This window comes from Micromonospora sp. WMMA1363, from assembly GCF_030345795.1.
Taxonomy (GTDB): Bacteria; Actinomycetota; Actinomycetes; order Mycobacteriales; family Micromonosporaceae; genus Micromonospora.
The window spans coordinates 3,857,793-3,878,285 of the sequence record NZ_JAUALB010000001.1 but is presented as its reverse complement, the minus strand read 5'-3'; the positions used below and the strand labels follow the sequence as shown (position 1 = coordinate 3,878,285).

Genomic DNA, 20,493 nt, shown 5'->3' with positions numbered 1-20,493 from the left:
AGCCAACTGGTGTTGAACGGCGTCGTCTCAGCCCTCGGGGCGGTGCAGGAGCGCGACCGCGATCGTGTGCACGGCGTCCACGCCGGCCGGGTCGGCGAGCACCGCCCGAGCGCCGGTCACCGCGTACCACTCGTCGGCCTCCCGGTACTGCACGCGGAGGGTGACCTGACCGTCGGCGTGCTCCGTGCGGAGCGTCAGGTCCCCGGTGACCACGCCGACCTCGTCGGTCATCACCCCGCCCGGCCCCGGGACGATGTCGGTGGTCCGGGCTCGCGGCCCACCGGCCGGTCCTTCGGCGTCGGCGCTCATCCCGGCGCCCAACGTCCCGCTGGCGGTGGCGGTCGGGGTGTCGGCGCTCATGCCCGCCCCCGGGAGGGCGGCGCCGGCCGCGCCGTCCACGGTCATGCCGGCCGTGCTCGGGGCGCGGTCGCCGGTCGCCGCCGACCCGTCGTCGCCGACACCCGGCATCCCCTCGGGCGCCGGGCCCGCCCCGGGTCCGGTCACGGCTTGCTCGCCCATGTGCAGCCCTCCAACATGTCGGCCAGGGCACCCCTCTCGGCGCTGGTCACCGTGAGTTGCCAGTGGTGCTTGACCGCGACCCAGCTCTCCGCATAGCGGCACCAGTACGAGCGGTTCGCCGGCTTCCACTGGGACGGATCCTGGTCACCCTTTGCCCGGTTGGAGTTCTGCGAAACCGCGAAGAGTTGCGGTTGCTCCGTGTCGTTGGCGAAGTCGCCCCGCTTCGCGTCGGTCCACTCGTCGGCGCCGGATCGCCACGCGTTGGCGAGTGGCACCATGTGGTCGACGTCCACGTCGGATGGATCGGTCAGGACGCGGCCGTCGTACACGCTCGTCCAGCGCCCTCCGACCACGTTGCAACCGGAGAGCTTGATGTCCTCCCCGTCACGCTTGAGCACCGTGTCCCGGACGTCGCAGTTCTTGCCGGTGTTTCGCCAGTGCGGGAAACGGCTGCGGCTGTAGCCCCGCATCGACCCGGCGCTCGCCACCGTCAGCTCGGCCAGCATCTCGGCCGCGGTCCCACCGTCGCTCGTCGGCGCCGCGCCGGGCTCGTCCACCGGGACGCAGCCGGTCGCGCCGAGCGCCAGCGCCGCCACGAGCACCACCGCGCCCGGTCCTGATCTGGTACGCACAGACGACACCCCTCCAGCTTGGCGGCTCCCGGCGATCCCGCACAGTACCCCGGGAAGGTTTCGGCGTTTCGTAGCGTCTCCCTTCATGGTGCACGGCAGATTGGGAGCCATGACAGCACCCGCCCTTCGGATGGGCACCGCCCCAGGCCGTGGCACACTGCTCGCGGCGGTTCTCGCCTCAGGCATGGTCTTCCTGGACACCACCGTGGTCAACGTGGCGCTACCCCGACTCGGTGCCGACCTCGGTGCCACCGTGTCCGGTCTGCAGTGGACGATCAACGGGTATCTGCTGATGCTCGCCGCGTTCGTCCTGCTCGGCGGCGCGCTCGGCGACCGCTTCGGGCGGCGGCGGGTGTTCCTGCTCGGGGTTGCCTGGTTCACCATCGCGTCGCTGCTCTGCGGGCTGGCTCAGGACACCGGGCAGTTGGTCGCGTCCCGGATCCTTCAGGGCGCGGGCGCCGCGCTGCTCACCCCGGGATCGCTGTCGGTGCTCCAGGCCAGCTTCGATCCGGACGACCGGGGGAAGGCGATCGGTGCCTGGTCCGGGCTTTCCGGCGTCTCCACCGCGCTCGGCCCGTTCGTCGGCGGCTGGCTGATCGACGCACTCTCCTGGCGTTGGATCTTCTTTCTCAACGTCCCGTTGGCGGTGCTGGTGGTGCTGGCCGCGATGCGGTGGGTGCCGGAGAGTCGGGACGAGGACGTCTCGCGGACCGAGGGGACCGGTCGTCGACGGCGTCGCTTCGACGTACTCGGCGCGCTGCTCGGGGCGATCGCCCTGGCCGGCGTCGCGTACACCCTGATCGACGCGCCCACCCGGGGCTTCGGCTCGGTGCCGGTGCTGTCGGCGGCCCTGGCCGGGGTGCTCGGCGCGGTGGTCTTCGTCCTGGTGGAGCGGCGCCGGGGAGACACCGCGATGCTTCCGACCGGGCTGTTCACCAGCCGGCTCTTCTCGGTGTTGAACGTCTTCACGGTGGTGGTCTACGCGGCGCTCAGCGGCTTCACGTTCTTCCTCGCCGTCTACCTCCAGAACGTGGTCGGTTGGTCGGCGTTCCGCACCGGGATCGCACTTCTACCGATGACCATCCTGCTGTTGATCGGGTCACCGAGGGCCGGCGCCCTGTCGGCGCGGATCGGGCCGCGGCTGCCGCTGACCGTCGGTCCGACGATCGCCGCCGCCGGACTGTTGCTGCTGCGGGGCGCGGGGCCGGACGCGTCGTACTGGTGGGACGTGGTGCCCGGGGTGACCCTCTTCGGGGTCGGGCTGACCCTGGTGGTCGCGCCGCTGACCGCCTCGGTGCTGGCCGCGGTGGGGGACCGTTTCGCCGGGGTGGCGAGCGGCTTCAACAACGCGGCCTCGCGCGCCGGTAGCCTGCTCGCGGTGGCCGCACTGCCGCTGCTGGTCGGGCTCTCCGGCACCGACTACGAGCAGCCGGCCGAGCTGACCAGCGCCTACCGGTCCGCGATGGTGTGGTGCGCGGGGCTGCTGCTGGCGGGCGCCGCGCTGGCCGTCCTGCTCATCCACCGGCCACCCCGCGCGGCGCCCGCCTCCCAGCCCTGCCACACCCTCCCCGCGTCCACCCCGCCGAGGTGATTGACAGGATCGATGCCCGCGGTAGCGTAAGGGTCCGCTGTCGACACTCCCGAGCGGCGAGCGGCGAACACACCGGGCGGCGAACACACCGGGTGGGTGCTACCGTCGTCTGATGAGTGATCATGACAAGCGGCTCCGGTACCGGCTGCTCACCGGGCCCGACGACGTTGACTTCTGCCGCCGGGTGAGCGAGGCGCTGGCCGAGGGCTACCGACTGCACGGGTCGCCGTCGGTGGCCACCGACGGCCACCGGGTGGTCGTCGCCCAGGCGGTGGTGTGGGACGGTGCGGCCGAGCCACGCGTGGCGCCCGCCTGACGAGTGCGGGGAAGGGTCCCTGCGGTACGCCAGGCGTTGACCGGGGACCCTTTCCCTCGGCTTAGTGGGCGCGGTTGACGGCGCTGGTCACCGCCTTGATGGTGGCGGTGACGATGTTGGCGTCGACGCCGACGCCCCAGACCGTGCGGCCGTCGACCACGCATTCGACGTACGCCGCGGCCTGGGCGTCTCCGCCGGAGGAGAGCGCGTGCTCGTGGTAGTCGAGCACGCGGACGCTGACGCCGAGTGACTGAAGCGCGTTGACGTACGCGTCGACCGGGCCGTTGCCGACAGCGGTGATGGCATGCTGCCGGTCGCCGTGACCGACGCGGGCAGTGATCTCGACCTTGCCCGCGACGGTGCCGATCGTGTAGTCGGTCAGCGTGACGGCCGGGTCGGCCTGGTGGTCGAGCAGGTACTGCCCGGCGAAGATCTCCCACATGGCACGCGGGTCGACCTCGCCGCCGTCGTGGTCGGTGACCTGCTGGACCACGCCGGAGAACTCGATCTGGAGCCGGCGCGGCAGGTCGAGCTGGTGCTCGGTTTTCATGATGTACGCGACGCCGCCCTTGCCGGACTGCGAGTTGACCCGGATGACCGCCTCGTAGGAGCGGCCCAGGTCCTTCGGGTCGATCGGCAGGTACGGCACCGCCCACGGGTACTCGTCGATCGGCACGCCGGCCGCTACCGCGTCCATCGTCAGGGCGTCGAGGCCCTTCTTGATCGCGTCCTGGTGGGAGCCGGAGAAGGCGGTGTAGACGAGGTCGCCCGCGTACGGGTGGCGCTCGTGCACCGGCAGCTGGTTGCAGTACTCCACGGTGCGCTTGATCTCGTCGATGTTCGAGAAGTCGATCATGGGGTCGATGCCCTGGGAGAACAGGTTCAGCCCGAGGGTCACCAGGTCGACGTTGCCGGTGCGCTCGCCGTTGCCGAACAGGCAACCCTCGATGCGGTCGGCGCCGGCCAGCAGTCCCAGCTCGGCTGCGGCCGCCCCGGTTCCCCGATCGTTGTGCGGGTGCAGGCTCAGCACCAGGCTGTCCCGTCGAGGCAGGTGCCGGTGCATCCACTCGATGGAGTCGGCGTACACGTTGGGCATTGCCATCTCGACCGTGGCCGGCAGGTTGACGATCAACTTTCGGTCCGGGGTCGGGTCGACCACCTCGATGACCTTGGCGCAGACCTCCAGCGCGTAGTCCAGCTCGGTGCCGGTGTACGACTCCGGTGAGTACTCGTAGTGGATTGCGGTGTTCGGGGTGTGGATCTCCGCATACTTCTGGCAGAGCCGGGCGCCCTGGGCGGCGATGTCGGTGATGCCGTCGTGGTCGAGCCCGAAGACCACCCGGCGTTGCAGCGCGGAGGTCGAGTTGTAGAAGTGCACGATGGCCTGTCGAGCGCCGCGCAGCGAGGAGAAGGTGCGGTCGATCAGGTGTTCCCGGCACTGGGTGAGCACCTGGATGGTGACGTCGGAGGGGATCAGGTCCTGCTCGATGAGCTGGCGGACGAAGTCGAAGTCGGCCTGACTGGCCGAGGGGAAGCCGACCTCGATCTCCTTGTAGCCCATCTCCACCAGGAGCTGGAACATCCGGCGTTTGCGCTCCGGCGACATCGGGTCGATCAGGGCCTGGTTGCCGTCCCGGAGGTCCACGGCGCACCAGCGTGGGGCGGCCTCGACGTGCCGGGTCGGCCAGGTGCGGTCCGGCAGGTCGATGCGGAACTGCCGCTGGTACGGCTGGTAGCGGTGGTAGGGCATGCGGCTGGGCCGCTGCCGTGCGATCGGATCGGTTTCGGCGTTGGTGGTGCCGGTCGGGTGAGCCATGACGGAATGCTCCTGTGGTCATGTGACGTCAGCAGTCGAGTGTTCGCGGTGGTGCCGAAGAGATCGGAAGTGCTGGGCGGCGCGCGGTTCGACCCCGCGACGAGGTGCCGGCCGTCAGGCCTCGTCGCGGCGACCAAGGAGAAGAAGCGCCTGCCACATGACAGACTCACCCTACGTGGTGGGGCGGCCTTCGGGAGGGATCGTCCGCACTATGAGACCGAGTTCGCGGTGGCGCCGGAGAGCAGCAGCGTGGCGACGGGGTGGCGGCGGCGCAGGCCGGACTCCGAGTCCAGCAGGTCGGCGGGGAGGCTGAGCGGATCACCGAGCCGACCCACCGCCACCACGACGGCGGGCCGGACGTCCCCAGGCAGGTCGAGGTCGGCCGCGAGGCCAGCCCGGTTCAGGTCGCGTAGCTGGCACACGTGTAGCCCGAGGGCGGTCGCCTGCACGGTCAGGTGCGCCACCGCGTGGCCGAGGTCGTAGGCCCCGTACCCGGACGACTCGGCATCCGGCGCGATGTGCGCCGCGAGCAGCAGCGCCGACGCGCGGCCGGCCCATCGTTGGTCGCGCTCCGACAGGTTGGCCATGATCCGCTTCCATGTCTCGTCGTCCCGATGGCCGACGGCGAACCGCCAGGGCTGCCGGTTGCCTGCCGACGGCGCCCCACCGGGCCGCCTCGAGAAGGACACCGATCTCGGCGGGATTGAGGTCGGTGCGCGGGTCGAAGGAACGGGGGCTCCACCGGAAGGCGAGCAACGGAGTGAGGTCGGGCATAGGGCTAACTATCCCCTATAGGCGGTTTCTGGCCGTGACGGTGGGGATGAATGTGGGCGGAACCACCCGTAACGGATAGAGTGCTAGAGCGTTCCGTTGCTCGCCCCGGGCGCGGCCGTCCCCGCGGGTCCACCCTCCACCGTCGGGCCCGGAAGCTGGACGCTGACCGGGCCGGGCGCGGGCGCCCCGGCCAGCGTCAGCGCCCCGGCGGCCGTATGGACCGCGGTGGGCGTCCCGTCGGCGTCGTAGCAGTAGATCCCCACGTCCAGCGGTGCGTTCACGGACGCGGAGGTGGTCTCCACCGAGTAGCAGCTCCCGGCCGCGCCGGCCGGAGGCTGCGCGGAGGACACCGACAACGGCGACCGGCGGTCGGTCAGCACGTCGAGCCAGTCGGTGAACGGGTGCTGGACCCAGGGGTCCAGTCGGTGTGGCACAGGCTCGTCAGGGTCCCCGAGCCGGACGCAGCCGGCCGGCTCGGGGCGACCGGCCGACGGCAGGACGCACTGGAAAAGTCCATCCCCGGTCGCGGCGAGTGATACGTCAACTTCCCCGCCCGACACGCCCCCCGGCACGTCGACCCGCCATCCGCCGTCGGCGGCGGTGGTCACCAGGACCGTCCGGTCCGGAGCCCCCGGGGCACGCAGCGTGTAGCTGGCGACCAGATGGCGGTCCTGGGCCGCCGCCGCCCGGGCGGCCAGCTCGTCCCGCGCCGTGTCCGCCCCGCCCGCCCCGGGCAGCGGCGCCGCCGGCGTCGGTGGGGCAGCCGACCGGTCGGCGGCGCAGGAGACGACGAGGAGCGCCGGCAGTGCCAGGGCGAGCGGACCGGTCAGTCGCCGGCAGGGCGGCGTCGCCGGGTGTCGGTTGGGCACGGCGGGGCGGAGGCGGACGGGCACCCGCCCATTCTCGGGTGTGCAGGCCCGGGTTCGGGCTCCCGCCCGCGGGGTCGGGCCGGCGTGTCGTACGCCACCGGACCCCTGTCACCTCGGCCGGATGGTGGGATCACCCGACCCGGCAGACCGGCCCGCCCGATAGGCTGAACGTAGCTGACATGCGCCGCCGGCCCCCATCCGGCGGCGTCGGCACGCTCAGGGTCACTGGGAGGGGAGTGCGCCGTCGTGGCACTCGTGGTGCAGAAGTACGGCGGGTCCTCCGTCGCCAACGCCGAGCGGATCAAGCGGGTGGCCGAGCGGATCGTCGCCGCCCGCAAGGCCGGCGACGACGTCGTGGTGGTGGTCTCCGCGATGGGGGACACCACCGACGAGCTGACGGACCTGGCCAACCAGGTCAGCCCGCTGCCGCCGGGCCGCGAGCTGGACATGCTGCTCACCGCGGGGGAGCGGATATCCATGGCGCTGCTCGCCATGGCGATCCACAACCTGGGGTACGAAGCCCGCTCGTTCACCGGCTCGCAGGCCGGCGTCATCACCACCTCGGTGCACGGCAGGGCGCGGATCATCGATGTCACGCCCGGGCGGCTCAAGGGCGCGCTCGACGAGGGCGCGGTGGTCATCGTCGCCGGCTTCCAGGGCGTCTCACAGGACACCAAGGACGTCACCACGCTGGGGCGCGGTGGGTCGGACACCACCGCGGTCGCGTTGGCCGCCGCGCTGAACGCGGATGTCTGCGAGATCTACACCGACGTCGACGGAGTGTTCAGCGCCGACCCGCGCATCGTGCCGAACGCGCGGCACATCGAGCAGATCACCTACGAGGAGATGCTGGAGCTGGCCGCCTGCGGCGCCAAGATCCTGCACCTGCGAAGCGTGGAGTACGCCCGCCGAGCGGGGTTGCCGATCCACGTCCGTTCGTCATACTCGACCAACACCGGCACGATGGTCACCGGATCGATGGAGGACCTTTCCGTGGAACAGGCGCTGATCACCGGGGTCGCCCACGACCGCAGCGAAGCCAAGATCACGATTGTCGGTGTGCCCGACGAGCCGGGTGCGGCCGCGCGGATCTTCGACACGGTCGCCGCGGCTGAGATCAACATCGACATGATCGTGCAGAACGTCTCCACCGAGGGCACCGGCCGGACGGACATCTCCTTCACCCTGCCCAAGACCGACGGCCCCACCGCCATGGCTGCGCTCAGCAAGATCCAGGACGTGGTCAAGTTCAAGGGTCTGCTCTACGACGACCACGTCGGCAAGGTCTCGCTGATCGGCGCCGGCATGCGATCGCACCCCGGGGTGGCCGCCGGCTTCTTCGCGGCGCTCGGCCAAGCCGGGGTGAACATCGAGATGATCTCCACCTCGGAGATCCGGGTGTCCGTGGTGTGCCGCGACACCGACCTGGACGCCGCCGTGCGCGCCATCCACGAAGCCTTCGACCTCAGCGGCGACACCGAGGCGGTGGTGTACGCGGGGACCGGGCGGTAGCGCGGTGGCGTCGCTGCCCACCCTGGCTGTGGTCGGGGCGACGGGTGCCGTCGGTACGGTGATGTGCGAGCTGCTCACCGGGCGCCGAAACGTCTGGGGAGGGATTCGGCTCATCGCCTCCGCCCGGTCGGTCGGTCGGCTGATCCGTTGCCGGGGCGAGGAGCTGACCGTCCAGGCGCTGACCCCGGAGGTGTTCGACGGCGTCGACGTGGCGATGTTCGATGTGCCCGACGAGGTGTCCGCCGAGTGGGCGCCGGTGGCGGTGCGCCGGGGTGCCATCGCGGTGGACAACTCGGGCGCGTTCCGGCTGGACCGCGACGTCCCGCTGGTCGTCCCCGAGGTCAACCCCGAGCAGGTCGGCAACCGGCCCAGGGGCATCATCGCCAACGCGAACTGCACGACGCTCGCCATGATTGTCGCGGTCGCCCCGCTGCACCGCGAGTACGGCCTGCGCGAGTTGGTGCTGTCGTCGTACCAGGCGGTCTCCGGGGCCGGTCAAGCCGGTGTGGATGCTCTGCACACCCAGCTCAGCAAGATCGCCGGTGATCGTGGGCTCGGCTCCCGCCCCGGTGACGTCCGGCAGGCGGTCGGCGACGAACTGGGCCCGTTCCCCGCGCCGCTCGCGCTGAACGTGGTGCCCTGGGCCGGATCGCCTGGCGACGGCGGATCCTCGTCGGAGGAGATGGAGCTGCGCGACGAGTCGCGCAAGATCCTCGCGCTGCCCGACCTCAAGGTCTCCGCGACCTGCGTCCAGGTGCCGGTCGTGACCGGGCACTCGGTGGCCGTGCACGCGGTCTTCGCCACCGAGGTCGACGCGGAGGGCGCCCGCGAGGTGCTGCGCAACGCGCCCGGCGTGATCCTCGTGGACGACCCGCTGGCAGGTGAGTTTCCGATGCCGATCGACGCCGTCGGCACCGACCCGTCCTGGATCGGCCGAATCCGCCGCGCCCTCGACGATCCCCGCGCCCTCGACTTCTTCGTCACCGGCGACAACCTGCGCAAGGGCGCCGCTCTGAACACCGCCCAGATCGCCGAACTCCTGGCCACGGAACTGGCCCGGGCCTGACGGCTCCTGGTGCGGGGACGATCTCCGCTATTCGTACAACCGAACGAACGGGAGCCGCGAAGGTGCACCTCACCTGCCCGCCACCGACGCGTGACGGTGGCATCGTCATCCGACCGCACCAGCCTGCCGATCTGGCCGCCTTCGCACGGTTTCTGACTGATCCCGATGCCACCCGTTACATGGCATTCACGCCGGAGCAGAAAACGGTCGAGGGCGCTCGGGTCATGCTCGACTACGTCATCTCGTCGTACGGCACGAACGAGGAGGTCGTCTCCCTGACGATCGCCGACGCCGCCGACGACAGCTACCTCGGATCGCTGGGCGCCGCCCCGACCGAGACACCCGGTGTGGTGGAGATCTACTTCACCGTCCTGCCGGCCTGGCAGGGCCGGGGAGTGGCTACCCGGGCGGCAGCCCTGCTGCTGGACCACATCGTCGCCCAGCCGGGTATCCGGGAGATCCGGGCGGACGCCGTGCCGGAAAACGACCCGTCCGTCCGGGTGCTGGAAAAACTGGGCTTCGAGCCGGCCGGCCGGCTCGACCGCGCGGCCCAGGGCGGCGACCTCGCGCACGTGGCGATGTCCGGAGTCCGCCGGACCCTGGACCCGGAGCGGTGGCGGGCCGCCCGGCGCGGGTCCGCCGACTGACGGCGGACCTGGCTGCGGTCCGAGGCATGAACGGCCCTACGGGCCGCACCGCGCGCCACGTTCAGGCGGCGAGGCGGACACCGTCGCGGCCGTACCGTTTGACCGCGTAGAGGGCCTGATCCGCGCGGCGGAGGGTGCGGTCGGGTGACTCGCCCGGGTGGGGGAGGGCGACGCCGACGCTGATCGTCCGGCCGATCCGCCGGGCCGCCACGGTCAGGCGTTCGGCGATCCGAATGGCCTCCTCGGGACGGTTCACCTCGATCACCGCCACGAACTCGTCGCCGCCGATCCGGTACAGCTCATCGCCGTGCCGCAGCGCCCCCTCCAACGCCCGGGCCAGGCCGACCAGCACCCGGTCACCGGCTTGGTGACCGTACGTGTCGTTGACGCTCTTGAACCCGTCCACGTCGATCGCGAGCAGGGCCGTACGCCCCGGGATCGCCGCGGCGATCCGCTGACCGAACGGCCCGGTGTGCCGCAAGCCGGTCAACGGGTCGGAGCTGGCCTGCTCCCGGAGCCGGGCCAGCGCGCGCAGCCGGTCCAGGGCGCTCCATGCCTGGTTGGCGAGCAGTTCCACCAGGTTGACCGTCGTCGGGTCGGGGCGCAGCAGCCGCTCATCGGCGACCAGCAGCAGCCCGCCGCCGTCGGGTGGGCCCACCGGCACCACCACCAGGGTGCGGGCCCCGGCACGGGTGAGCGGGGTGTGGTCCGCGGTCGGCGGGTGGCCGGCCTCTCCGAGGGTGTAGCCGGCGCCGTACCGGTGGGCGAGACTGGTCATCCGACCGAGCGCATCGGGGCCGGACTCGGCCAGCTCCGCCCGGATGCGGGACTCCAACTCGCCCGGCGCGGCCGTGGGCGCGCCCAGCCGGGGGCCGCGTTGGTCGGCCAGGACCAGGACGGCTGCGGAGAGTGTCGAGACCTCCCGGGCGGCGGTGATCGCCGCGTGCATCAGGTCCCACTCGGTGGGCGCGGAGGCCAGCGCGGCGGCATGCCGGAGTAGTTTCTCGCTGCGGCTCTCGGCCGGCGGCCCGCCGAGCGCGACGATCCGTGCCCCGAGCCGGGCCGCCAGACGTTCCGCCGTGTCCCGCCAGGCTGCCAGGTCGGCCGGCCCGCTCCACTGGAGGTCGAGGACGCCGATCGAACGGCCGCTCGGATCCGGGACCGGTACGCAGAGCTCGCTCTTGGCGTCGGGGTGTACCGGGATGGAGCCCGGGTCCGCCGTCACGGCCGGAATGACAGCGGCGCGGCCGGACGCGTAGACCCGCCCGACGATGCCGGTGGCCGGCGGGACGGTCGAGTAGACCTGCCAGGATCCGGTGGCCGCGATGCAGCGTAGCCTGTCGTGGACCTGGAGTAGCACTGAGATGGTGGCCGGTGTGTACCGGGCCAGTGCGGTGACGGTCCATTGGCACGCCTCGGCAGCGGTCGACGCCATCGGCAGTCGGACCGTGACGTCACGGATGACTCGCTGGTGATCCACTCGTACGTCGTCCCAGGTCGGCAGGGGCCCGGCGGGTGCCGGGTCGCGAGACCAAGGGTAGCGAGCGCGGCGCGGGTGCTGCCCAGTTCGTACACACGTGCGATCTCTGGCGTGGCCGGCCGGTGCGTTCCCCGGGGCCGGGCCCGCGTCGCGCCCCGTGGCGACAGCGTGGCTGGTAGGTGGTCGCGCCGCGGCACGACGTGCGGCTTCCGGTGCGGACTGCCGATCACCCTTGGTCATGTTGGGGCACCCGTCCTCGAGCGGTATTCCGGCCACGCATATTTATTCCTGCCAGGAATACCGCCGTCGTGGACAATCCGTGGGCGCTGGGCTCCAGCCCGCGACGTCACGGTATCCAGGATCGTCGCCGAGCGCTGTCCCGTCGGCGTGCGGGGAAGATGACTCGGGGCCGTATCGACGGCCGGGTGCCGCCGGGAACGTCCCGCGGCGGTGGGGCATCGGGCAGCGCCGCCCGCTGCGGTCGGGGTTCTTACCGACTTCTTGACTTCCTCCAAACGTGCCTTCACCTGGCGCGGCCATCGTGGGGGCGCTGCCCCTGTGGGATTCACCGAGTGAGGAAGACTTCTGTGCTCTACACCGGGAAAGGTTCCCCGCTGACCGGCGACGAGGGGAAGGACGCGTCCACCCCTCCGGTCCCCGCGTCAGCGGTGGGACGTGACCGCTACCTCGACCTCCTGCGGGGCGTCGCCATCCTGCGCGTGGTCGTGCTGCACACCGTCGGGGCTCCCTGGATGACATTGGTCTTCCCGTCCATGGGAATCATGTTCGCGCTCGGCGGATCGTTGATGGCCGCGTCCCTCGATCGCCGGAAGGGAACCACACGGGTCATTCGCGGGAGGCTGCGCCGGCTGTTGCCGCCACTGTGGATGGTGGCGCTGATCGCCGTACCCTTGATGTGGTGGGAGGCGCGCGGGACGGACGAGCCCTTCCTCCCGACGTGGCAGTACCTCTACTGGATCCTTCCGGTCGGTGATCCGCCCTCCAACGGGTCCGAGCTGGGCGACGCCTTCACCGGAGTCCTGTGGTACTTGCGCGCGTACTTGTGGTTCGTGCTGCTCTCACCCGTGTTGCTGCGCGTGTTCCGGCTGAGCCCCTGGGCGGTGCTGGCCGTGGCGGTGTGCGGGGTGGTTGTCCTCGACCTGTGGGCCGCCGAAGGCGAGGGGGTCCTGAGTTCCGAGGGGGTCCTGAGCTCGATGCTGGGCGGCTCGGAGGGGCTGCTGAGCAGTTTCGTCGTCTATCTGGCCTGCTGGCTGATCGGGTTCGCCCACCACGACGGTCTGCTGTCCCGGATGAACGGCCGGGTAACCGTGCTCCTGGCCGCCGCGCTGGCGGCCACCGGTCTGTGGTGGACGTACCGGGCAGCGGAAGAGATCGAGTTCGGCTCCCTCAGCCTCTACGACAACCTGGTGCTGAACACCCTGCTCTCCCTCGCGTTCGCGGTGGTGCTTCTGCGCTTCCGGCCGGGTGCCGGGCTGGTCGACCGGTCTCCTCGACTCCGCGCGTTGACCGACCGGGTGAATGCTCGTGCGGTGACCGTCTATCTCTGGCACTACCCGTTGCTGCCCCTGGTCTGGTCGCTCGCCGAGGGTGGCGTGTTCGCCGGATGGCCCATGCCGGCGGCGGTGGCCCTGATCTGCGTGGAGTTCTTGCTGGTCCTGGTCGCGGCGTGCGCGTTCGGGTGGGTCGAGGATCTCGCTGCCCGCAGGCGTCCGTCGCTGCTGGGCGGGGGCCGGAAGCTGCACCCGGCACGCGGGTGAGGGGCTCGCGGGCCGACCGGATCGGGAGTCCCTTTCCACACGGGCCACAGCGTGGTCGGCGACCGGCAAGCCGGCACCACGAGCGGTCGGGCTCAGTCGGGCCAGCGTTCCGGCAGCTCGAAGCCGATCACGGCGCCTCCGCCTTCGCGGTTGCGGGCGAACACCGTTCCGTCGTGTGCTGTCACCACATCCCGTACGATCGCCAGCCCCAGCCCCGAGCCTCGCATGCGCCGGGCCTCGGGAGCGCGGTAGAAGCGGTCGAAGAGCCGGCCCTCCGGCAGATCCGGCACCCCGGGGCCACGGTCCCGCACCTCGACGCGACCCCTGCGGATCACGATCTCCACCGGGCCTCCGGAGGAATCGAACTTGGTGGCGTTCTCCACCAGGTTGGCGAGGGCTCGTTCCAGGGCCTGTGGCCGGCCGGTGACGGCGGCGGCGTCGGCCCGTACGATGATCTCCCGGCCGGAGCGGGTTCGAAACCGCTGAGCAACCTTCTCCGCGATTTCCGTGAGGTCGACGGGCTCGGCCGCCTCCAGTTCCCGGGTGTCCGTGGCAAGCTCCACCAACTCGTTGACCAGATTGATCAGTTCCCGGGACTCCACGGTGAGGTCGGTCAGCAGCGGACCGCGGGCGGCGAGCGGCAACTCGTCGAAGCGGTGCAGCAGAGCGATGTTGGTCCGCAAGCTCGTCAGCGGGGTACGCAGCTCGTGGCCCGCCTCCTGCACCAGCCGCTGCTGGGCGTCCTTGGACCGGGCGAGCTGACCCAACATCGTGTCGAAGGCCGCACCGAGGCGGCCGACCTCGTCCCGCCCGCCCGCCGGCACGGGAAGGTCCAGCCGTCCGGTGAGGGCCACCTCCTCCGCCACCCGGGTCAGCCGGACGAGCCCACGGGTCACCCGACCCGCGACGAACCAGCCGCACACCCCGGCCGCCACCGAGACCGCGACGCCGACCGCCATGATTCTGGTCCTGAGGCTCGTGAGCAGCCCGTCCACCTCGCTCAGCTGCTGTGCCACCTGGATGGCTCCGCGCCCCCCGCCGAGTGAGACCGTGATGATCCGTACCCGGGTGCCGTCAACTTCTGCCTCGCTGATCCTGGTACGCCCCGGTTCCTCGGACGCGGCCACCGTTCGATCGGTGTACGACACCGGAAGCGGCCGGGGGTAGCCCTCGTCGACCACCTGCCCTCCGGGGCCCAGGATCTGGCCGATCAGTGTGTCGGATCCGGCGAGGAGGTCACCGAGATTGACCTCGTACTCGTCCGGCTCGGCCAGGTCCTCCGGCGTCAGATCGCCGGCGTCGATCGTCAATTCCGCCACGGTCTCGGCCGCGCGGTCGAAGTGGTCGTCGGTCTCCCGCCAGATCAACGTGGACGCCAGACCGTAGCTCAGGGCGCCCACGCCGACGGCGACCAGTGCCGCTACCGAGGCGAACAGTAGGGAGAAGGTCAGACGCAGACTGGGTCTGGCCAGGTAGCGGGGAGTCACGACGCGCGGATCGTGTATCCGACGCCCCGGACGGTGTGAATGATCTCGGGTGCGTTCGGGTGGGCCAGCTTACGTCGCAGGTAGCTGATGAAGACGCTCAGGTTTTTCGAACCGGCGCCGAAGTCGTAGCCCCAGATGCGTTCGTGGATCGTGGCGCGGTCCAGCACCACCCCGCGGTTGCGCATCAGCAACTCAAGCAGGTCGAACTCCGTCCGCGACAGGGTGATCTCCGCGCCGCACCGCCACGCCCGGCGCGCGGATGGGTCGAGCCGCACACCGGCTGTTTCCAGCTGATCTCCGGCAGGGTTGTCCGGGCCGACGCCCGGGGCCGCCCGGCGCAGCAGGGCGCGCAGCCTGGCCAGGAGTTCCTCCGGCTCGAAGGGCTTGACGAGGTAGTCGTCGGCGCCGGCGTCGAGTCCAGCCACGCGGTCGGAGACCAGGGTTCGGGCGGTGAGCACGAGAATCGGCGTCCGGTCCCCCTGCGCCCGCAGGACCCGGCACACCGCGAGGCCGTCAAGACCGGGCATCATCATGTCCAGAACGAGCAGATCCGGGTTGTCCCGGCGGACCGCGGCGACGGCTTCAAGGCCGTCACCCGCGGCGACGACCTGGTAACCCTCAAGCAGCAGGGACTGCTCGACTGCGCGGCGGATGGCGGGGTCGTCCTCCGCGACGAGGATCGTGGGCATGGGCACCATGGGACCTTGCCACACTCGTCTGACCGGAGCCACCTCATCCTGATCTCCGGTGAGACACCAGGATGCGGAAACCCCGGGCCGTCGTGGCGGACGCCCGGGGTTCTGTCCGCCGGTGACTGTTCCATCAGCTGTGCGGATCCTGCCGGAGTCACCGCCGGTCCGACGCCTCCGTCAGTGGACCGTGCCGTCCAGCGGGATCGTGTACCGGTGGACCACTCCCGCGCCCGGTGCCTCCGCCGACGCGTCGGCCGGTGCGTCCCCGGACGTGGTGACGGACGGTGCCGTCTCCGGGCAGAGGGTCCCGAGCGGGAAATACTTCCAGGTCAGGTCGTAGTGCGTGCCGTATATCGAGTCATACGTGGCGTTACCCGTGAAGTCCAGGGACTTGGTGGAGCGGTTCAGTGAGAATCCCGGCGAGAGCGCGGGGCCGCCCCGCGACTGGGCTACATCGACGATGTTGAAGATTGGCGACGACGTGGGGTCGGGTAAGGACGTCCGCGTTTCCCGTGATCTTGGTGTGCAAGGCCAGGTTCCCGACGGCCCGCTTGCCGACGAGGCTGCCGTAGACGCAGGCGCGCGTCCGCGCCGGAACCTCGATCTTCTGCGAGGGGAGGGTGCAGGTGTCCTTCGTCGTAGCGGTCCTCGAGACCGCATCCGAGTAGGAGATCGTGTTCGTGACGTCCGCGCCGAGGCCCACCACCTCCGAGATTTCAACGTCACGGACACCTTGGCGGAGCTGGAGAAGCCCGTGGTGACGGTGGTGGTGCCGGTAGTGAGTTCTTTCGACATGGGCTGACTCGTCAGCAGCTGCTTGATGTCGTCGGGGTTGTCCAGTGCTGCCGTGCCCACGAAGAACGGCGTGACCTGGTTGACGTTCGGCTTGCCGACCGGGGTGACCGCGGTCCCGCTCATCGTCGGTTTGGCATCAATCGACTTGAAAGCCCGCTGCTGCTGGCTTCGTCAGTATGTGCCGAAGCTGTGTTTCGAGGGTGGAGTTGAGGTCGGTGATGACCACCGACGCCGACGCCGGCGACGCCGCGATCAGCAGCAGGGACATCCCCCCGCCCAACGCGCAGCCGACCATCCGGGAAATCCTTGACACGCTACCTCCAGGTTGCCGTTTCTGGATCACCGTGAATATGGCGAGCCGTGAGAATTGCTGTCAGGTCACGGCGCTCATTTCGGGTCGCCCACTACCACCATCGAGGAGTGACTCGGTCGCGGCGGTGACGGTGGCATCGACCCGAAGGGCTGGTCCTCTCAGGCTCTCGGGCGATCCTCGTCGTTGACCAGCTCGGCAATTCCCTGGATGAGCCGGTCCAGGCCGAAGGCGTACGCGTGCTCAGGGCTGTGGGCCGCCTGGTGTGCCTCGCCGGCGGCCTGGCCGACGCGCGCCGCGATCGGGAAGTCGGCCGGGGTGAAGACTTCCGCCATGGTTGGCTGGACCCTTTCCCACCATTGCTGGTCGGTGATGCCAGTGCGCCGCACAGCCCGCTCCGCCTCGATTCTGCGGCGGGCGATTCCCTCGACGTGGGTCTGCACGAGCGTGACGACCGCGTCCATTTCGATGTCGGTCAGGCCTATCCCGTCGACTGCAGCCAGCTCCCGCTCGTATTTGGCTATCGTGTTCGGTCCCAGCGGTGGGCGGCCGGTGAATACCTGCAGGACCCACGGGTGACGCATACTCAGGTCCCAGTTGACGTGCGCGACCCGACGTAGCGCGTCCGCCCAGGGCTGGTCTCCCCGGTCGCCCAGTTCGCGGACCGCTTCCCCGTATACAGCGTCGAGCATGCCTTGGACGAGTTCCTCTCGCGAAGTGACATACGTATACAGCGACATCGTGCCCACGCCGAGTGACTCCGCGACCCGGCGCATCGACAGTGTGGCGAGGTCCTGGTCCCCGTCGGCGATCTCCACCGCGGCGGCAATCACCTGCGCGCTGGTCAGCGCGTGCCTGGGCCCCCGCCGCGGGAGTTGCCGGGTGCCCCACAGCATCTCGACCGTCCGCGCCGGATCGTCACTGCCGCTGATCTCCATGACCACCATCATACGAAGCCTGTGTCGTACGCCGTACGGAATTTGTGCTACGCTTCTTCGTATGGCGTACGAAGATATGGCCATCCGAGCCGAAGATGTACACAAGCACTACGGAGACAAGGCAGCTCTCGACGGGTTCAGCCTCACCGTTCGGGCCGGCACCATCTGCGGGCTACTCGGGCCGAACGGCGCCGGAAAGACCACGGCGGTACGGGTCCTGACGACCCTGCTGCATCCGGACCGCGGCCGGATCAGCGTGGCTGGCCGCGACGTCCTGACCGATCCCGCGTCCGTGCGCTACCGGATCGGCCTGGTCGGCCAGAACGCCTCCGTGGACGAGATCCTCAGTGGCCGAGAAAACCTGGTGCTGTTCGGCAAGCTGTATCACCTGCCCACGGGCACAGCCCGCGAGCGGGCCGCCGAACTCCTTGAGCAGTTCGACCTGACCGCTGCCGCCGACCAGTCGGTCTCGGGGTACTCCGGTGGCATGCGTCGACGCCTGGACCTGGCTACCAGCCTCATCCTCTCCCCGCCGGTGCTGTTCCTCGACGAACCGACCACCGGCCTGGATCCCCGCGCCCGCATCGAGGTCTGGGCAACCATCACGTCCATCGTCGGTGCCGGGACCACCGTTCTGCTGACAACCCAGTACCTGGAGGAGGCAGACCAACTGGCCGACCAGATCGCCGTCATCGACGCCGGCCGCGTCGTAGCCGACGGAACGCCAGACGAGCTGAAAGCCAAAGTTGGACCCGATCGGGTCGAAACCGTCACCCGCAAGCCAACCCTCGACGAGGTCTTCCTTCACCTCACCCAGACGCCGGAGCGCACGTCATGACCACCTTGTCGACGGCACGCGACGCCGCCACCCTGACCGGACGCATCCTGCGGCACTGGCGACGCCGACCGGTCTCGATCGCCCTCGGGCTGCTGTTCCCGGTCCTCGTCGTCCTCATGTTCGGTTACCTCTTCGGCGGCGCCATGGCCGTACCGGACGGGCACTACATGGACTTCTTCATCCCCGGCACGCTCGCGATGACCATGCTTTTCGGGCTGGAGGGCATGGTCGTGGCCGTCACGACCGATACCGCGAAGGGCGTCACGGAACGGATCAGGGCCATGCCGGTCACAACCCCAGCCATCCTCGCCGGGCGCAGTGCGGCCGACCTGCTCAACGCCACGGCCGGTCTCGCTGTGATGATCATGACCGGGCTCCTGGTGGGCTGGACAACTCACCGCGGCCTACCGCTCACGCTGGCGGGCCTCGGTCTGCTGCTCTGGCTGCGGATCGCCTTCACCTGGGTTGGCATCTACCTCGGGTTGCTGTTGAAGACCCCGGAGTCGGCCGTCGCAGTCCAGGTCCTGGTGTGGCCGGTCGGATTCCTATCCAGCGCGTTCGTATCGCCGGACACGATGCCGGGCTGGCTCGGCGCCATCAGCACGTGGAACCCGCTGTCCGCCACCGCCACGGCAATCCGGGAGCTGTTCGGCAACCCGACCTGGAATGCCGACGGCTGGGCCGTGGGGCACTCGGTGCTCCTCGCGCTCGTCTGGCCAGCGGTACTAACTGCGATCTTCCTGCCGTTGGCGGTGCGGCGATATCGCGACCTGGGGCGCTGAGCAGGTAGCCGTTCGAGTTCGCCCGAAGCTCTGATGCGGGCCGCGGGTGATGCCGTCGATCACGGTGGGGCCGGCCGGGACCTGGTACGGGATGGTGGCCTGGATCTGGTTCCAGGCCCGGTCACGTCTGTTGACGCCGCGTGCGGGTAGATGGCCGGGTGGTTGGCCCTCGTCTGCCGGGCGTGGTCGCTCACCACGACCGCGGGCCTGGAGCCCACGTTGATGGCGATGCAGCGTTGACGGCGACGCAGCGGTACTCGCGGGCCCCTCGGGGCTCGCGGACCCCCATTGGAAGCAGCTCCCAGAGCGCGCCGGCGGGAAGGTAGCACATGTCTGGAACATGTTGCTCCAAGACATCGACCATCGATGACACGTCAGTTGTGGAGGTGAGCCCACGTTGACCTGCTGACGGGGCCGGTCCCGGGGCGGACTACCGGTAGCCGGGCTGGTCCAGCGGGCCGCGGCGCTGTGAAGAACGTAACCATCATCGAGCTAGCCGCGGGTCAATCTTGTTAGGATTCCACGATTCTTCATGTCGCCACCATTGAAGAAGGGATCCGTCCAAATGGACATCGTGGACACCGCGCGCTATCCACTGGCCGACCCGGGAAGCGACGCATGGGAGCGCATCGTTTCCCGAACGCGCACCGAACTGCGCGAACTCGGATGCAGCGTGCTGGCGGAGTTCATTGAAGTAATCTCAGCGACTTTGCGGTAGGTACTTGTACTCGAAATGGGTCAGGTGGAGTGCGGCGGCGAGGATGTCGCTGATCCGGTGTGGGCTGGCGGTGGTATGCCGGAGGGTTTTCCAGCGTCCGACCAGGATCGCGAAGCCGCGTTCGCCCTGCCAGCGCAGTCCGCGTAGCAGCCGGTTGTAGGCGCGGTTGTCGGGAGCGAGCCGCTGCCCGTCGGTGGGCTGCTTGACCGGGACTTTGACGCCTTGACCTGCGCCTTCGTAACCGGAGTCGGCCAGGGTAGGCAGGTCGAGTTCGGAGGCGGCCCAGTTCAGGGCAGCCGTGATGCCCTGCTGTTGGGCGCAGGTCAGATCGTGCAGATGCCCCGGCATCGCCGCGGAGGTCCACACCGGCAGGCCGTCCGGGCGCATGACCGCTTGAACGTTTCCGCCGAAGTCACGATGCTTGCCGGAATACCAGGCGTCGATCGTGTCGCCCTTGACGCTGAGGGTGGTCTCGGCCACCCGGTCGCAGTCGAACAGCTTTCCGTCCAGGATCACGTACGACCAGCCGTCGTCGGCGACCCGGCGCAGGGCTGTGTGTAGATCCTGGGCCTGCGCGGCCAACACTGCGACACCCTCGGCCATATACCGGTACGCAGTGGCCCGGGAGATGCCGAACCCGGCGCCCAGCAGGGTCGCGTCCTCGCCTTTGCGGAACCAGACGAGCACCAGGAGTGCCTGGTAGAAGCAGGTCAACGCGCGGGTGTCGCGCCGTGTCCCCTTGGCTCGGCGTTGCGCGGCAAGCAGCCGGCCGAGGTACTGCACGAGTTCCCTGGGGACGTCGACCATGGCACGATAGGCAATCACGTGGAGCCCTCTCGAAGACGTGGATCTTGTCGCAAAGACCTGTCTATCGATGGCTCCACGCCCACTTCCAGCACCGTCCGGCGTGACCCGGTTCGCCCGTGTCGTACC

At 69.9% G+C, this 20,493-nt stretch carries 18 protein-coding genes and 4 pseudogenes; 9 read left to right on the top strand and 13 right to left on the bottom strand.

Annotation, left to right across the window (positions count from 1 at the left end; genetic code table 11):
* Positions 1-27: 27 nt before the first annotated feature.
* Together QTQ03_RS18060 and QTQ03_RS18055 are read right to left on the bottom strand one after the other, a co-directional pair.
* Positions 28-519, bottom strand: coding sequence for a hypothetical protein (locus QTQ03_RS18060; protein WP_289279077.1), 492 nt, complete (start codon positions 517-519; stop codon positions 28-30).
* Positions 501-1,160 (bottom strand): HNH endonuclease family protein, encoded by a 660-nt coding sequence (locus QTQ03_RS18055; protein WP_289279076.1) that lies wholly within the window; start codon positions 1,158-1,160, stop codon positions 501-503. Before QTQ03_RS18055 ends, QTQ03_RS18060 begins: the two co-directional genes overlap by 19 nt.
* A 100-nt stretch (positions 1,161-1,260) precedes the next feature.
* Here QTQ03_RS18055 and QTQ03_RS18050 point away from each other — a divergent pair, with 100 nt between their 5' ends.
* On the top strand, positions 1,261-2,742 hold the full coding sequence (locus QTQ03_RS18050) for an MFS transporter (RefSeq protein WP_289279075.1): 1,482 nt from the start codon (positions 1,261-1,263) through the stop codon (positions 2,740-2,742).
* 112 nt (positions 2,743-2,854) lie between these two features.
* Complete coding sequence (locus QTQ03_RS18045; protein ID WP_289279074.1) at positions 2,855-3,058, top strand: DUF1737 domain-containing protein; 204 nt, start codon at positions 2,855-2,857, stop codon at positions 3,056-3,058.
* A 61-nt stretch (positions 3,059-3,119) separates the two neighbouring features.
* Here QTQ03_RS18045 and leuA read toward each other — a convergent pair whose 3' ends face one another.
* The 3 genes and pseudogenes from leuA to QTQ03_RS18030 all read right to left on the bottom strand — a co-directional run bounded on the left by leuA (position 3,120) and on the right by QTQ03_RS18030 (position 6,541).
* Entirely contained in the window at positions 3,120-4,874 is a 1,755-nt protein-coding gene (gene leuA / locus QTQ03_RS18040) for a 2-isopropylmalate synthase (protein WP_289279073.1), read from the bottom strand.
* 209 nt (positions 4,875-5,083) lie between these two features.
* Positions 5,084-5,648, bottom strand: a pseudogene (locus tag QTQ03_RS18035) (nitroreductase family protein).
* An 83-nt stretch (positions 5,649-5,731) separates the two neighbouring features.
* On the bottom strand, positions 5,732-6,541 hold the full coding sequence (locus QTQ03_RS18030; protein ID WP_289279072.1) for a hypothetical protein: 810 nt from the start codon (positions 6,539-6,541) through the stop codon (positions 5,732-5,734).
* Positions 6,542-6,763: 222 nt separating this feature from the next.
* On the opposite strand from QTQ03_RS18030, the gene QTQ03_RS18025 reads away from it, so the two are divergent.
* The 3 genes from QTQ03_RS18025 to QTQ03_RS18015 all read left to right on the top strand — a co-directional run bounded on the left by QTQ03_RS18025 (position 6,764) and on the right by QTQ03_RS18015 (position 9,742).
* The gene (locus tag QTQ03_RS18025; protein ID WP_289279071.1) at positions 6,764-8,029 is read left to right on the top strand and encodes an aspartate kinase; all 1,266 of its coding nucleotides are present in this window, start codon (positions 6,764-6,766) and stop codon (positions 8,027-8,029) included.
* Between the two features lie 4 nt (positions 8,030-8,033).
* Entirely contained in the window at positions 8,034-9,095 is a 1,062-nt protein-coding gene (locus QTQ03_RS18020) for an aspartate-semialdehyde dehydrogenase (RefSeq protein WP_289279070.1), read from the top strand.
* 62 nt (positions 9,096-9,157) lie between these two features.
* Complete coding sequence (locus QTQ03_RS18015; protein WP_289279069.1) at positions 9,158-9,742, top strand: GNAT family N-acetyltransferase; 585 nt, start codon at positions 9,158-9,160, stop codon at positions 9,740-9,742.
* A 61-nt stretch (positions 9,743-9,803) separates the two neighbouring features.
* On the opposite strand, the gene QTQ03_RS18010 is transcribed toward QTQ03_RS18015, so the two are convergent.
* Entirely contained in the window at positions 9,804-11,177 is a 1,374-nt protein-coding gene (locus QTQ03_RS18010; protein ID WP_502889778.1) for a diguanylate cyclase, read from the bottom strand.
* Positions 11,178-11,890: 713 nt separating this feature from the next.
* Here QTQ03_RS18010 and QTQ03_RS18005 point away from each other — a divergent pair.
* Entirely contained in the window at positions 11,891-13,000 is a 1,110-nt protein-coding gene (locus QTQ03_RS18005) for an acyltransferase family protein (protein WP_502889872.1), read from the top strand.
* A 92-nt stretch (positions 13,001-13,092) separates the two neighbouring features.
* Here the strand turns inward: QTQ03_RS18005 and QTQ03_RS18000 are convergent, their stop codons facing one another.
* The 6 genes and pseudogenes from QTQ03_RS18000 to QTQ03_RS17980 all read right to left on the bottom strand — a co-directional run bounded on the left by QTQ03_RS18000 (position 13,093) and on the right by QTQ03_RS17980 (position 17,222).
* Complete coding sequence (locus QTQ03_RS18000) at positions 13,093-14,472, bottom strand: sensor histidine kinase (RefSeq protein ID WP_289280884.1); 1,380 nt, start codon at positions 14,470-14,472, stop codon at positions 13,093-13,095.
* A gap of 11 nt (positions 14,473-14,483) precedes the next feature.
* Entirely contained in the window at positions 14,484-15,185 is a 702-nt protein-coding gene (locus QTQ03_RS17995; RefSeq protein ID WP_502889777.1) for a response regulator transcription factor, read from the bottom strand.
* A gap of 364 nt (positions 15,186-15,549) precedes the next feature.
* On the bottom strand, positions 15,550-15,882 hold the full coding sequence (locus tag QTQ03_RS30365) for an ETX/MTX2 family pore-forming toxin (protein ID WP_353890635.1): 333 nt from the start codon (positions 15,880-15,882) through the stop codon (positions 15,550-15,552).
* A gap of 71 nt (positions 15,883-15,953) precedes the next feature.
* A pseudogene (locus QTQ03_RS30360) lies at positions 15,954-16,097 on the bottom strand (hypothetical protein); the annotation flags it as partial.
* A 13-nt stretch (positions 16,098-16,110) separates the two neighbouring features.
* On the bottom strand, positions 16,111-16,269 hold the full coding sequence (locus QTQ03_RS17985; protein WP_289279065.1) for a hypothetical protein: 159 nt from the start codon (positions 16,267-16,269) through the stop codon (positions 16,111-16,113).
* 176 nt (positions 16,270-16,445) lie between these two features.
* Complete coding sequence (locus tag QTQ03_RS17980; RefSeq protein WP_289279064.1) at positions 16,446-17,222, bottom strand: TetR/AcrR family transcriptional regulator; 777 nt, start codon at positions 17,220-17,222, stop codon at positions 16,446-16,448.
* A gap of 61 nt (positions 17,223-17,283) precedes the next feature.
* Between QTQ03_RS17980 and QTQ03_RS17975 the strand changes: the two are divergent.
* The 3 genes and pseudogenes from QTQ03_RS17975 to QTQ03_RS17965 all read left to right on the top strand — a co-directional run.
* Positions 17,284-17,994 (top strand): annotated as a pseudogene (locus QTQ03_RS17975) (ABC transporter ATP-binding protein); the annotation flags it as partial.
* A 62-nt stretch (positions 17,995-18,056) separates the two neighbouring features.
* The gene (locus QTQ03_RS17970; RefSeq protein WP_289279063.1) at positions 18,057-18,842 is read left to right on the top strand and encodes an ABC transporter permease; all 786 of its coding nucleotides are present in this window, start codon (positions 18,057-18,059) and stop codon (positions 18,840-18,842) included.
* Positions 18,843-19,407: 565 nt separating this feature from the next.
* Positions 19,408-19,557 (top strand): annotated as a pseudogene (locus QTQ03_RS17965) (HalD/BesD family halogenase); the annotation flags it as partial.
* On the opposite strand, the gene QTQ03_RS17960 reads toward QTQ03_RS17965, so the two are convergent.
* Positions 19,543-20,385 carry a transposase family protein gene (locus tag QTQ03_RS17960; protein WP_289276277.1) on the bottom strand — a complete coding sequence of 281 codons (843 nt, stop codon included), beginning with the start codon at positions 20,383-20,385 and terminating at the stop codon, positions 19,543-19,545. The pseudogene QTQ03_RS17965 and the gene QTQ03_RS17960 sit on opposite strands and share 15 nt — an antisense overlap.
* Between the last annotated feature and the right edge of the window lie 108 nt (positions 20,386-20,493).

Coding starts and splice junctions, on each gene's coding strand:
- QTQ03_RS18045 (WP_289279074.1), top strand. CDS start 2,855: ATGAGTGATCATGACAAGCGGCTCCGGTACCGGCTGCTCACCGGGCCC.
- QTQ03_RS17985 (WP_289279065.1), bottom strand. CDS start 16,269: ATGGTCGGCTGCGCGTTGGGCGGGGGGATGTCCCTGCTGCTGATCGCG.
- QTQ03_RS17980 (WP_289279064.1), bottom strand. CDS start 17,222: ATGGAGATCAGCGGCAGTGACGATCCGGCGCGGACGGTCGAGATGCTG.
- QTQ03_RS18060 (WP_289279077.1), bottom strand. CDS start 519: ATGGGCGAGCAAGCCGTGACCGGACCCGGGGCGGGCCCGGCGCCCGAG.
- QTQ03_RS18010 (WP_502889778.1), bottom strand. CDS start 11,177: ATGGCGTCGACCGCTGCCGAGGCGTGCCAATGGACCGTCACCGCACTG.
- QTQ03_RS18050 (WP_289279075.1), top strand. CDS start 1,261: ATGACAGCACCCGCCCTTCGGATGGGCACCGCCCCAGGCCGTGGCACA.
- QTQ03_RS17995 (WP_502889777.1), bottom strand. CDS start 15,185: ATGGTGCCCATGCCCACGATCCTCGTCGCGGAGGACGACCCCGCCATC.
- leuA (WP_289279073.1), bottom strand. CDS start 4,874: ATGGCTCACCCGACCGGCACCACCAACGCCGAAACCGATCCGATCGCA.
- QTQ03_RS17970 (WP_289279063.1), top strand. CDS start 18,057: ATGACCACCTTGTCGACGGCACGCGACGCCGCCACCCTGACCGGACGC.